14 protein-coding genes and 1 other RNA gene are annotated in these 13360 nt (G+C 36.7%); 14 read left to right on the top strand and 1 reads right to left on the bottom strand.

Features of this window, described 5'->3' with window-relative positions; all coding sequences use genetic code 11:
- Nucleotides 1-14 precede the first annotated feature (14 nt).
- The 5 genes from BUB03_RS00140 (at nt 15) to BUB03_RS00120 (ending at nt 4247) form a co-directional block, all read left to right on the top strand.
- On the top strand, nt 15-1040 hold the full coding sequence (locus BUB03_RS00140) for a tetratricopeptide repeat protein (RefSeq protein ID WP_073059413.1): 1026 nt from the start codon (nt 15-17) through the stop codon (nt 1038-1040).
- 159 nt (nt 1041-1199) lie between these two features.
- Complete coding sequence (locus BUB03_RS00135) at nt 1200-2036, top strand: 1,4-dihydroxy-2-naphthoyl-CoA synthase (RefSeq protein WP_040994924.1); 837 nt, start codon at nt 1200-1202, stop codon at nt 2034-2036.
- Between the two features lie 66 nt (nt 2037-2102).
- Nucleotides 2103-3032, top strand: coding sequence for a 1,4-dihydroxy-2-naphthoate octaprenyltransferase (gene menA, locus BUB03_RS00130; protein ID WP_073059412.1), 930 nt, complete (start codon nt 2103-2105; stop codon nt 3030-3032).
- A gap of 12 nt (nt 3033-3044) precedes the next feature.
- Nucleotides 3045-3491, top strand: a complete 447-nt coding sequence (locus tag BUB03_RS00125; RefSeq protein ID WP_073059410.1) for an SRPBCC family protein — start codon at nt 3045-3047, stop codon at nt 3489-3491.
- A gap of 69 nt (nt 3492-3560) precedes the next feature.
- On the top strand, nt 3561-4247 hold the full coding sequence (locus BUB03_RS00120) for a metal-dependent hydrolase (protein ID WP_040994928.1): 687 nt from the start codon (nt 3561-3563) through the stop codon (nt 4245-4247).
- Between the two features lie 103 nt (nt 4248-4350).
- Here BUB03_RS00120 and ffs read toward each other — a convergent pair.
- Nucleotides 4351-4448: signal recognition particle sRNA small type (ffs, locus tag BUB03_RS00115), an RNA gene on the bottom strand.
- Nucleotides 4449-4579: 131 nt separating this feature from the next.
- Between ffs and BUB03_RS00110 the strand changes: the two genes are divergently transcribed.
- The 9 genes from BUB03_RS00110 (at nt 4580) to BUB03_RS00070 (ending at nt 13197) form a co-directional block, all read left to right on the top strand.
- The gene (locus BUB03_RS00110) at nt 4580-5179 is read left to right on the top strand and encodes a DUF4199 domain-containing protein (RefSeq protein WP_073059409.1); all 600 of its coding nucleotides are present in this window, start codon (nt 4580-4582) and stop codon (nt 5177-5179) included.
- Nucleotides 5180-5194: 15 nt separating this feature from the next.
- Nucleotides 5195-6145, top strand: a complete 951-nt coding sequence (locus BUB03_RS00105) for a glycosyltransferase family 2 protein (protein WP_040994933.1) — start codon at nt 5195-5197, stop codon at nt 6143-6145.
- Nucleotides 6146-6331: 186 nt separating this feature from the next.
- Nucleotides 6332-6709 carry a hypothetical protein gene (locus BUB03_RS00100; RefSeq protein ID WP_073059407.1) on the top strand — a complete coding sequence of 126 codons (378 nt, stop codon included), beginning with the start codon at nt 6332-6334 and terminating at the stop codon, nt 6707-6709.
- Nucleotides 6710-6911: 202 nt separating this feature from the next.
- Nucleotides 6912-7613, top strand: a complete 702-nt coding sequence (locus BUB03_RS00095; RefSeq protein ID WP_040994937.1) for a GIN domain-containing protein — start codon at nt 6912-6914, stop codon at nt 7611-7613.
- Between the two features lie 165 nt (nt 7614-7778).
- Nucleotides 7779-9494, top strand: a complete 1716-nt coding sequence (locus BUB03_RS00090) for a phospho-sugar mutase (protein WP_073059405.1) — start codon at nt 7779-7781, stop codon at nt 9492-9494.
- Nucleotides 9495-9593: 99 nt separating this feature from the next.
- The gene (locus tag BUB03_RS00085) at nt 9594-10847 is read left to right on the top strand and encodes a pyridoxal phosphate-dependent aminotransferase (protein WP_040994939.1); all 1254 of its coding nucleotides are present in this window, start codon (nt 9594-9596) and stop codon (nt 10845-10847) included.
- 207 nt (nt 10848-11054) lie between these two features.
- On the top strand, nt 11055-11777 hold the full coding sequence (gene kdsB, locus BUB03_RS00080) for a 3-deoxy-manno-octulosonate cytidylyltransferase (RefSeq protein WP_040994941.1): 723 nt from the start codon (nt 11055-11057) through the stop codon (nt 11775-11777).
- 105 nt (nt 11778-11882) lie between these two features.
- Nucleotides 11883-12545 carry a hypothetical protein gene (locus tag BUB03_RS00075; protein ID WP_040994942.1) on the top strand — a complete coding sequence of 221 codons (663 nt, stop codon included), beginning with the start codon at nt 11883-11885 and terminating at the stop codon, nt 12543-12545.
- A 76-nt stretch (nt 12546-12621) separates the two neighbouring features.
- The gene (locus BUB03_RS00070) at nt 12622-13197 is read left to right on the top strand and encodes a glutathione peroxidase (RefSeq protein ID WP_040994944.1); all 576 of its coding nucleotides are present in this window, start codon (nt 12622-12624) and stop codon (nt 13195-13197) included.
- Nucleotides 13198-13360: the final 163 nt, after the last annotated feature.

Raw genomic sequence — 13360 nt, 5'->3', positions numbered from 1 at the left:
ATAATATAGTTATTATGAAGAAACTCATTTTAGGTATAGCCATCGTAGCTTCTGCTTTCGTGTTCGGTCAGAAGAATGATGTGAATGCCAAATTACAGGAAGCGAACAAAGCTGCAATGGATGCATATAATGCAAAAAATTATTCCGCTGCTGCTCCTAAGTTTGTAGAAGTTTATAACTTATTGAAGACAAACGGGCAGGATGATAAGATTTATATGTATTATGCAGGGTTAAGCTATGCTTTGGCAAACAATACAGATGAATCCATCAAAATATATACGGATCTTGTTAATTCTGGTTTCACAGGTGTTCAGACAACTTATACTGCAAAAGATAAAAAGTCCGGCCAGGTAATGAATCTGGATAAAGCTACCTGGGATCTGATGAAAAAGAACTCTGACTATTCAGACTTTAAAACAGAACAGACACCAAGTGTAGAACCGGAACTGTATGAAACATTAACGACTTTGCTTCTTAATGCAAAGAAATCTAATGAAGCACTGGCTATCATTGATAAAGGATTGGCAAAGTTTCCGAATAATGCTAAACTTAAAGATGCTCAGGGAACTGCCTATTTCGAATCCGGAAATACGGATAAATTCATTGGGACTCTTAAAGAACAGCTTGCTAAAAACCCTAACGATGCTACCAACTGGTATAATCTTGGAGTAATGCAGTCTAAGAATCCTGCTACGGTAGAAGATGCAGTAGCTTCATTCAAAAAAGCAATTGAAATCAAACCGGATTTTGATAATGCATATCAGAACCTTGTATATACGGTAGTTGGCGACGATTCAAAAGTGGTAGAACAAATCAACGCATTAAGAAAAGACAAGCCGGATGAAGCAACCAAACTGATCGATGCAAGAAGAGAAAGATTTGCAAAAGCACTTCCATATGCTGAAGGATGGTACAAAGCTGCTCCTGAAAACCTTGATGCACTTACTGCATTGAAAGAGATCTATGTGGTAACAAAAAACATGGATAAGCTTAAAGATCTGAAAGCTAAGGAAGCTGAGCTTAAAGCAAAAGCAAAATAATAATTTCTTAGCTGAATAATAAATAAAACCGGAGCATAACTGTTCCGGTTTTATTATTTTTTTAATCTGGAATATAGCCCTGTTTTTTACCTTCATTATCCTGAAATTTCACCCTAAAAATTCTCTGCAATTCCGTATCTTTGAGAAAAATTTTACAAGATGATTGAGTGGAAAACCGCCAAAGAATACGAAGATATTACCTATAAAAAATGTAACGGGGTAGCAAGAATTGCTTTCAACAGACCGGAAGTGAGAAATGCCTTCAGACCTAAAACAACTTCAGAACTGTATGATGCTTTTTATGATGCTTATGAAGACTCCTCAATAGGAGTTGTTCTGCTTTCAGGAGAAGGACCAAGTGCCAAAGACGGAGGCTGGGCTTTCTGCAGCGGAGGAGACCAGAAAGCAAGAGGTCATCAGGGTTATGTAGGGGAAGACGGAAGACACCGCCTGAATATTCTTGAAGTGCAGCGTCTGATCCGTTTTATGCCAAAAGTTGTTATTGCGGTTGTTCCGGGATGGGCTGTTGGCGGCGGACATTCACTTCATGTGGTTTGTGATCTTACTTTAGCGAGTAAAGAGCACGCTATTTTCAAGCAGACTGATGCTGATGTTACAAGCTTTGACGGTGGATATGGATCTGCCTATCTTGCTAAAATGGTGGGGCAGAAAAAAGCCCGTGAAATATTCTTTTTAGGAAGAAATTATTCTGCTCAGGAGGCTTTGGACATGGGAATGGTGAATGCTGTAATTCCACATGCAGAATTGGAAGATACCGCCTACGAATGGGCACAGGAAATATTGGCAAAATCCCCGACTTCCATCAGAATGCTGAAATTTGCCATGAACCTTACAGATGACGGAATGGTTGGTCAGCAGGTATTTGCCGGAGAAGCAACCCGTTTGGCTTATATGACGGAAGAAGCTCAGGAAGGAAGAAATGCATTCCTTGAAAAAAGAAAACCGGACTTCGGAGAAAATCAGTGGATATCTTAAACATTGGTAATCAGTAATAAATAATTTCCCTATTACTTATTACTGATTGCCCATTACTTATAAACTATGTCAGATTGGATAAAAGCCGCAAGGCTAAGAACTTTACCGCTTTCCTTAAGCGGAATTATTATGGGAGCCTTCATCGCAAAATGGAGACTTTATGGTGAAGGTGGAATATGGGATTGGAAAATTTTTGCTCTGGCACTTCTGGTAACACTTCTATACCAGGTTTTATCAAACTATGCCAATGACTATGGAGATGGCGTAAAGGGTACAGATGCCAAAAGGATCAATGAAGCAGAATCCAGGGCAGTAGCCTCAGGAAAAATTACGGCAAAACAAATGAAAAATGCGGTGATTATTTTTTCTGTTCTGTCATTTATTGCAACACTTGCCTTGTTGTATGTGGCCTTCATCCCGGATTATATGAATGTATTTTATATTTTCATAGGGCTGGGAGTAGCTTGTATTTTAGCGGCAATTGGTTATACGGTTGGAAAAAAACCATATGGATATATGGGATTGGGCGATCTTTTCGTATTTATCTTTTTCGGTTTGGTTTCGGTTTGTGGAAGCTATTTCCTGTTCACAAAAACGTTCAGCTGGGATATGTTATTACCGGGAACTGCAGTAGGAATGATGAGCATGGCAGTTCTCAATCTTAACAATATGAGAGATATAGAAAGCGACAGACTATCCGGGAAAAACAGCTTTGCGCTCAGGATTGGTTTCAAAAATGCAATGATCTATGAAATGATCCTTTTGCAGCTTCCTTTGATCTTAATCCTTATATTTTTAGGATTAAATGGATTTATACAGTCTCAGAATTACTATGTTTTCATCGTAATGATCTTACTGATTCCATTTTCCAAGCTCAGAAGAAATATCATGTCTGTAAAAGAGCCTAAAGATCTGGATCCATTTTTGAAACAAGTGGGTATACTTACTTTTACAATGGCTGTTCTTACAGCGATAGGACTTAATTTCTTTAAATAAATTATCACGATTATGAGTTCAGATATTTATGTTCAGGCACAGATGCTTATCAGGAAACCGGTTGAAGATGTTTTTGAAGCATTCATAAACCCTGAAATAACCACCAAATTCTGGTTTACAAAATCTACCGGGAAACTAGAGAAGGGTAAAACCATTACCTGGGAATGGGAAATGTACAACGTAAAATCGGATGTATTTGTGCATGAGATCATTCCTAATCGACTGATAAAAACAGAGTGGGGTGATCCTGCAGTAAATGCGGATTATGAATTCACAGCGATGGAGAAAGGAACTTTGGTTATCATTAAAAGCTATGGATTCAGCCAGACTGGAGAAGATCTTTTAAAGATAATTAATGATAATACAGGTGGTTTTACAACAGTTTTAGACGGTTGTAAGGCTTATCTTGAACATGGAATCAAACTGAATTTAATTGAAGATAAATTTCCTGCAAAATAAGCAATGATCTTACATTAGTTAAGCATTATTCAATATTATTTTTATTGTTAACGATATAAAAATTTAAAAATGAAAATACAATTTTTAGGACAAAACTGTTTTTTGTTTACTTACAAAGACAAAACAATTTTAAGTGATCCTTTTTACAATTACAAAAAAGCGGAATCCGGCTTTGATATAGCGGCTCAGAAAATAGATTATATCTTACTTACCCACGCCCATGGCGATCATACTGCCGATGTGGAAGAAGTATTACAGCATCATCCGGAAGCTGTAGTCATTGGTGTTCCTGAGGTTTGCAGATATTTCAAAACAGCTAAAAATAAAAATGATGTGAACTTAGGAGGATCAGCAAAAATCGACGATCTTAAAATTTCAATGGTACCGGCTCATCATACAAGTTCGTTCCCGGATGGAAGCTATGGAGGCGTTCCTGTAGGTTATATTTTCAGACTCCCTGAAGGGAAGAACATCTATATGGCAGGAGATACCGGCGTAATGGCGGATATGGAGCTTTTCCCAAGACTTTTCGGAAATATAGACCTTTCTATCCTTCCTATCGGAGGCCACTACACTATGTGCCCGAGAAAAGCATCTTTTGCAGCAGCAGAATTATTGAAAACTCCGAAGGTAATCGGTTGTCACTTTGATATCTTTCCTGCTATTGAAATCAACCATGAAAGTGCATTAAAGCATTTTGCAGATAAAAATGTAGAACTTGTTCTTCCGAAACTGGGAGAGGAGTTTGAATTTTAAATAACGATGAAAGGTAATTTGAAAATTAGAATGGAAATGCTGAAAAGTATGGAAACAAAAAAAGATAATTTTCCAATTACCTTACTTCAACTTAAACCAAAAAAAATGGCAAGCTACCTAAATCACACCGCTACGACCAATTACCTTTGCTGTGTTCCCACCCTGGAGGATTCTCAGGAGCTGGTTGTTTAGGACTTGCCGTTGCAAAGGTAAGAATATTTTATAAACTTCAAAACATAATTAGAGAAAATTAGTCGAAAAAAAGCTGTAATAAAGCTAAACGGCTGGAATTTAGAGCAATAATTTTTCACATTTTTTCTAAAAAATTAAACATGACGAAAAGTCCATCAACATTAGGAATTTTACTTTTTATCGCTACAATGATCATTTTTTTTGTAGCCTATTACTTTTTCTCCGGAATCAATTACTTTGATACCTCTTTGAAAATCAACGCATTCGTTCTTCCGGTTCTGTATGCAGGAACAGCCTTTTGGTCCGTGAAATCTTTCTGGAACAAAAACAGGGTGGTAACTTTTAAAGATGCGTTTTCAAGAGCATTCATTCCGATGTTCATCGGGGGAATTCTTTCCATCTTCAGTATTTATGCTTTTCTTAATTTCGTGGATACGGATGCCAAAAAATTGCTGAACTACCAATATGTACAAAGACAGAAAACAGAACTGGATACTGAATATCAGTCTGCAAGAAAGATTTTGAAGCATCAGAAAGATATTGATGAATTAAACAAAAAGTACAAAGAAAGACTGCCAAGTTTTTCTCCTGAAGCTATTAAAGGAAAAGATATGCTTACGGCAAGTCATTTTTCAGGATATTTTGCAGCAATTCTTATATTTTACGTAGTTTTGTCAGTGTTTTTTGGAGCATTTTTCAGAACAAGAACAGTGTACCAGGAAACAGAAAACCAAGAATAATTTTATTAAAATTAAATGAATTTATCTATAGTTATTCCGTTATTAAACGAAGAAGACTCTTTGGAACAGCTTTTTTCAAGGATTGACAATGTGTGTTATTCCAACAATCTGTCCTATGAAATCTGGTTTGTAGATGACGGAAGTACAGATTTGTCGTGGAGCATCATCGAAAATCTGAAGGTTCAGCACCCTCAGATCCACGCCATCAAATTTTCCAGAAACTATGGAAAATCACAAGCCCTTCATGCCGCTTTCGAAAGAACAAACGGTGAAGTAGTGATTACCATGGATGCTGATTTACAGGATTTTCCGGAAGAAATTCCTGAACTTTATAAAATGGTTACGGAAGATAATTATGATATCGTTTCAGGCTGGAAAAAGAAACGTTTTGACAACGTAATGACGAAAAATGTTCCGTCGAAACTCTTCAATGCAGCGGCAAGAAAAGTTTCAGGCGTTTACCTTCATGACTTTAACTGCGGCCTTAAAGCTTACAAAAAGCAGGTGGTAAAATCCATCGACGTGTATGGAGACATGCACCGTTATATTCCTGTTTTAGCAGCCAATGCCGGGTTCAGAAGAATTACCGAAAAAGAGGTTCAGCATCAGGCAAGACCTTACGGAACTTCAAAATTCGGTACCGAAAGATTCATCAGAGGTTTCCTGGATCTCGTAACGCTTTGGTTTGTCAGTAGATTCGGAGGAAGGCCTATGCATTTCTTCGGGGCTGTGGGAACGGTAATGTTTATTGTAGGATTCCTTTCTGCACTTTGGCTGGGAGTTTCAAAACTGATTGATGTCGCAAGAGGGATTTATGGACACCTGATCACGAACAATCCGTGGTTTTATATTGCACTGACTATGATGATTATGGGAACATTGCTTTTTATAGCAGGATTCTTGGGAGAAATGATCATCAGAACCAACAGGGAACATAAGAATTACAATATTGATGAAGTGATATAGTTTAGACTAATGATACGAATATTTCACAAACGACACTATTGGTGCTTGTGATATTGGTGTAAAAATTAGCACATTTAGTGGTTTTAATGCTAAATGATAGTATAAATAACTTCATCTTAATAATAAAAGCACTCTGACGACTAGACAGGGTGCTTTTTTGTATTTTTATAAAAATTTTTAGCCTGAATGTTCAAACTTAATTCAATTCTTTTTTATCTTCTTTTGATTTTAACGGCTTGCTGTTCATCCAACAAGCTTTCTGGTTCCTGGGAATTTATTGATGTTTATGACGGTGAAATGCATAACACAGATACCTTGAAAACCAAAACAAACAATTCCATATACGGAACAGGAATTCTTACTTTTTATCAGGATAAAACTTTCAGTTCGATGGGAAACAGAGGAACTTATCAGATAGAAAATAATCTATTAAAAATGAAGTATAATGATGATGAAAATGTTACTCCAATGAAGATTTCTGACGTAAGTAAAAATTATCTGCTTTTATTTTCAATGGCTGGCAGTCCTAAAACTTGGTTTTATAAGAAAATAAAAGAAAAGTAGAATAAGAAATAGTCTTTCCTGAAAAGCAAAAAATTGAAAATTATCAGGTATTTTATTGTCAAAAGACAAAGTTTTTTAGAAATTTTAATCCTATTTTTGTTCAAAATAATATTGAAAGTCCTGTAAGAGACATAGAAAAAAGCTTTCAGAGGTTTTCAGTGAAAATCATTGCGATTGTAATATAGAATATTTAAAATTAAATATGAAAAAAGTTGTATGCACATTGATGCTGATGGCAGTAGTTTCCTGTGGGAAAGTTTCTCCAAAGGGAAATATTGAAAAGAAAGATGTGGATGTATCAGAATTCGTCAATCTTGACCTGGAAGGGAAGTTCCGTGTATTTTACGCCAGAGGACCTAAGAATTTTGTTGAAATAGAAACCTATCCTAACGTTGCCAACAATCTTGATGTGGACGTTGATGACAAAACCCTTTTCATCAAAGAAAAAAGAGGAACAAAAGGGGTGGATTTCTATAATGTTACCATTTATTCAAAATATAATCTTGAAAAAGTTGCTGTTTCAGATTCTGTAGAAATGAATATTTCTAGCGAAATTAAGACCGATAATTTTAGGCTTAATTTAAAAAATTATGCTACTTTTATGGGTTCAGTGAACACGAGAAGGGCAGAAGTAGAGATGCAGAACAGAAGTCGGGCCAATTTCTTGGGACAAACCAAAAATGCAGTGATAAAAATCTCTGATACAGCAAGTTTGATAGCTCCTTACTGGAAAATAGAAAACCTGAATATTGATTCTAAAAACGGAAACTATGCAGAAGTTAACGTAAAAGATTCCCTAAAAGGAAATATTCAGAATACAGCAAAATTTATTTATTATAACAACCCGATCCGTGCATTTAAGATCGATAAAACAACAAAGGTTGAGAATAAAAAACTGGACTGACAGAGAAGAGAAAGATGAAAGATAGAAGGTAAGGATTTCTCCAGTCTTCAGGCCTTAAGCTTCCAGAAAAAAATAAAAAATAATAAAACAAAAAACAGAAACTTTGAATTTGGATGAACAATTCCCCATCTTCAAATTTTTCTGATTCCAAACTTAAATACAAATATGACAACATTAGAAAAAGCAAAGCTTTGGTTAAGCGATACATTCGATAAAGAAACAAAAGAAGCTGTACAGTTGTTAATCGACAGCAATTCTCCGGATCTGGAAGATTCCTTCTACAGAGAACTCGAATTCGGGACAGGAGGGATGAGAGGTATCATGGGAGTAGGAACCAACCGATTGAATAAATATACTTTAGGCCAGGCTACACAGGGATTGGCCAATTATATGCTTCAGCAGTTTAAAGGTGAGGAAATCAAAGTGGCTATTGCTTACGATGTACGCCATAACTCAAAAGAATTCGGGAAACTGGTTGCCGACGTTTTAACTGCCAACGGAATTAAAGTGCTTCTTTTCAAAGATCACAGACCGACTCCGGAACTTTCTTTTACCGTAAGAGACAAAAAATGTAACGGAGGAATTGTACTTACAGCCTCTCATAATCCGCCGGAATATAACGGCTATAAAGTATACTGGAACGATGGAGCACAGATTGTTCCTCCACATGACGAAGCGATTATTAATGAAGTATATGCCGTTAAATTTGATGAAATTAAATTCAATGGAAATGATGACCTGATCGAATGGATCGGGGAAGAGCAGGACGATGTGTATATCGATGCCTGTATTGAAAATTCAACCTACCAAAATGTTGGGAAAGAAAACTTAAATATTGTTTTCACCTCTATCCATGGTACCACTTATACTACAGTTCCGAAAGCTTTGGAAAAAGCAGGATTTAAAAAAGTGGATCTGGTAAAAGAACAGATGATCCCGAGCGGCAATTTTACTACGGTAGAATCTCCAAACCCTGAAGAGCCGGCAGCATTGGAAATGGCTATGGATCTGGCAAGAATTACCAACGCAGATATTGTGATCGGTACGGATCCGGATGGTGACAGACTGGGAATTGCCGTAAGAAATCTTGACGGTGAAATGCAGCTTCTGAACGGAAATCAGACCAACACGATTCTTACCTACTATATTTTGAACGAGTGGAGAAAGCAGGGAAAAATTACAGGAAAAGAGTTCATTGGTTCTACCATTGTAACTTCAGATATTTTCTTTGATATTGCCCAGAAATTTGGCGTTGACTGCAAAGTTGGATTAACAGGATTTAAATGGATCGGAAAAATGATCCGCGAGGCAGAAGGAAAAGAAAAATTCGTTTGCGGTGGTGAAGAAAGCTTTGGTTTTATGACCGGAGATTTTGTCCGCGATAAAGATTCTTGCGGAAGTATTCTTTTAGCATGTGAAATTGCTGCCTGGTGTAAAGCTAACGGAAGAACAATGTACCAGTACTTGATTGAGATTTACCAGGATCTTGGAATGTATTATGAAGGATTGGTGAATATCGTAAGAAAAGGGAAAGAAGGCGCTGAAGAAATTCAGAATATGATGAAAAACTTCCGCGAAAACCCGCCAAAGGAGTTAGCTGGATCATTAGTGGAAGAAGTTAAAGACTTTAAAGAACAAACCAGCTTCTCTGTTTCAAAGAACGAAACAAAAGTAATGAATGACATTCCAAAATCGAATGTACTGATTTATTATACCCAGGACGGCACTAAAGTATGTATAAGACCTTCCGGTACAGAACCGAAAATCAAGTTTTATATTTCTGTAAAAGATGCTGTTACTTCTGAAGCTGATTTCAGGGATAAATTAAAATCTCTGGAAGCTAAAATAGAAGACGTAAGAAAAGATTTACAGTTGACATAAGAAAATAGGGATTAGGATTTAGGAACCAGGGAATTTTACACTCAAAACTAAATCCTAATCCCTAATCCCATAAAAAATATAAATTTAAATAAAAATAAAGTGAAAGTTTCAAAATTAGCGGCGAACCTGATTGGTTCTGAAATTGTAAAAATTGGTAATGAAGTAAATGATTTAAAAGCAAAAGGAGCGGAAATAGCCAATCTTACTATTGGTGACCTGAATTCTAATCTCTATCCCATCCCGGCACTGCTGAAAGAGGAGATTCAGAAGGCATATCAGAATAATCTGACGAACTATCCGCCTGCAAACGGACTTTTATCTTTAAGAAAAGAAGTTTCCAGAGACCTGAAAAACAGATGGAACCTGGAATATTCACCCAACGATATTTTAATTACTGCCGGATCAAGACCATTGATTTATGCAGTTTACAAGACAATTGTTGATGAAGGTGATAAAGTAGTATATCCTACACCGTCATGGAACAACAATCACTATGCTTACCTTACTTCTGCAGAAGCAGTAGAAGTGAAAACAACCCCTGAAAACAATTTCCTTCCAACCGCTGACGATTTGAGACCACACTTAAGTGGAGCAGTCCTGTTAGCCCTGTGTTCACCGCTGAATCCTACAGGAACCATGTTTACAAAAGAGCAGCTTTCAGATATCTGCGAACTGGTTCTTGAAGAAAACAGAAAAAGAGGAGCAGACGAAAAGCCGTTGTACCTGATGTATGACCAGATCTATTCTAACCTTACTTTTGGTGCAAAACATGTAGATCCGGTTTCTCTCTTCCCTGAACTGAAGGAATACACCATCTATATTGACGGGATCTCTAAATGCCTTGCCGCAACTGGTGTACGTGTAGGTTGGGGATTCGGGCCTTCTCATATTCTTGATAAAATGAAAGCCCTTTTAACGCACGTTGGAGCATGGGCGCCTAAACCTGAACAGGAAGCTACCGCAAAATTCTTTGAAAATACAGAAAACGTCAATGTATTTGTAGAAGATTTCAAAGGAAAACTGGAGGAAAGCCTGAAAATTCTTCACGGAGGAATCCAGGATTTGAAAGGAAAAGGTTTAGCAGTAGAAAGCATTGAACCGATGGGAGCTCTGTATCTTACCATTAAATTAGACTATATCGGAAAAACCAAACCTGACGGATCTGTTATTGAAAACTCTTCCGATCTGGTATTTTATCTGATCAATGATGCCGGGGTTGCTTTAGTACCGTTCTCAGCTTTCGGTGAAGCAAAATCTGAGCCTTGGTTCCGTGCTTCCGTAGGTGGTTTAGCGGTTGATGAGATCAAAGTGATGCTTCCGAAACTTGAAAATGCACTGAACAATTTGAAGTAATTCTTCAATGTAACAATGTACCTAACAGTTTATCAATATTTTAAATGCTAAAAACTGTTATGCTGTTATAGATAAAATAAATGCTTCGGCTCCGCTCGGCATGACACGTTTTCACAAAAAATTAGGATTAGCAGTGTCACGCTGAGCGGAGTCGAAGCGTTTATTAAGATATAAATAATCGGTTATATTAATTTTAATAATCTATCAATGAAAATTATAGCTGTCATTCCCGCCCGTTACGAAGCCAGCCGCTTTCCGGCAAAGCTAATGCAGATGTTGGGTGAAAAAACAGTCATCACGACCACCTATCAGAACGTTGCAGAAACCGGGCTGTTCGATGAAGTATTTGTGGCTACGGATTCAACGATCATCTTTGATGAAATTGTACGTAATGGCGGAAAAGCTGTCATGACAGGGCAGCATGAAACCGGAAGCGACCGTATTGCAGAAGCGGTACAGAATATCGACTGTGATATTGTTATCAATGTTCAGGGTGACGAACCTTTTCTTAAACTGGAGCCTTTAAAGCAGCTGATTGAGGTTTTTAAAGAAGACGATAATCAGGAAATTTCGCTGGCTTCATTAAAGATAAAACTGACGGAAAAAGAAGAAATTGAAAATCCGAATAATGTAAAAGTAATTACGGACAACAATGGATTTGCCCTTTATTTCAGCCGTTCCGTCATTCCTTTTCACAGAGAAGTTTCTTACGATGTAACCTATTTTAAGCATATTGGAGTATACGCTTTCAGGAAGCATGCACTGCTTCAGTTCTCAAAGCTGGAAATGAAGCCTCTTGAGATATCAGAAAAGATAGAATGTATCCGTTACCTGGAATATGGAATGAAGATCAAGTTAATAGAAACCAATTTCATTGGGGTAGGAATTGATACTCCTGAAGATCTGGAAAAAGCCAGGAAATTAATTTAAGGAAGAAAAGACAGAGATAATATTGCTCTTACCGTTTTCCCAATTGTCTTCACTTCTTTGCATTTTCGCCCAATTCCCCTTATATTTGAAATATAAATAAGATTAATGAAGAAATTATTTTTTGTATTCGTGCTGATACTTTCACAGTTGTCTTTCGCGCAAACAGCAAAAGAGATTATAGAAAAAAATATAGAACTATCCGGAGGATTAATGAACTGGAAGCTCTTAAATTCAGTACTGTTGCAGGGAAAAGTGATCCTGGGAGTTAAAGATGAATACCCTATAAAAATTTTTCAGCAGCGCCCCAATCTTACTAAAACAGTGATAACCATTAACGGGAAAGAAACAGCAATAGAAGGCTTTGACGGAACTAAAGGATATGCAATGAATTATGCAGCCAACAAACTTCAGGTATACCCTGAATATGTCCCTGAAAGCTTTGATAATGACTTTATCGACTGGGAAAACAAAGGGTTTGATGCCAAATATCTGGGAAAGGAAAAAGTAGGTGAAATCTATTGCCATAAAGTGGAATTAACTAAAAATGTAAATAAAAATATTTATTATTTCGATGTTAAAACATACATGCTTTTGAAAGAAGTTAAAAAGGACGAAACACTGATATATGCCGATTATAAGAAAGTAGGAAATCTTTCCATGCCTTTTAAGATTGAATCTTCAAGTACTAAAAAGGATGGAGACTTCGTTATGATTCTAAACAGAATAGATGTGAATAAAGTTTTCCCTGCCAATACATTTAAATTCTAGGCTGGAGCATAATAATGTAAGAGTTACATTTTTTGGAAAATAACTGTGGCAGAACTGCCCGCTAAAATTTATAGGAATGAAAAAGATTTTCTTATTGCTGCTTTCTTTTGTGGCATTTTTACAGAACTGTACCAATCAGAAAAGTGAAATTTCTCAAGCTAAAACCAACGAACTTATGGGAAAAACAATATATGATTTTAAAGTTGAAAGCCTTGATGGTAAGGAGATTAACTTTGCAGACTTTAAAGGAAAAAAGATCCTTATCGTAAACACAGCATCGGAGTGCGGATTCACGCCGCAGTATGCAGACCTGGAAAAAGTGTATGAAGAATACAAAGATAAACTTGTTATTGTAGGCTTTCCTGCCAATAATTTTGGAGGTCAGGAGCCGGGAACCAATACTGAAATTGGAGCATTCTGCCAGAAAAATTATGGAGTGACCTTTCCTTTAGCGGCTAAAGTTTCTGTAAAAGGAGATGATACAGCTCCTATTTTTAAATATTTAACAGAAAAAGAGCTCAACGGAGTTAAGAATACAACGATCCTTTGGAATTTCACCAAATTCCTGCTGGATGAAAACGGAAAACTGATTGATACCTTTGTAAGTACTACAAAACCTACGGATGAGGCTATTACGAAGTATTTGAAGTAAGATAAAGCATAATTAACGCTTCGACTCCGCTCAGCGTGACAGTTTAAACAATACAAGTAGTATTAGAAATGTCACGCTGAGCGGAGTCGAAGCGTTTATAAACAACCAATAATATGCTCAAAGTATCCGAAAAAAATATATTTTTATAAAAAATAAATTTTTG

Source organism: Chryseobacterium oranimense, from assembly GCF_900129755.1.
GTDB lineage: Bacteria > Bacteroidota > Bacteroidia > Flavobacteriales > Weeksellaceae > Chryseobacterium > Chryseobacterium oranimense.
The sequence above is the reverse complement of the archived record's forward strand: the minus strand, read 5'-3'. Positions and strand labels throughout refer to the sequence as shown.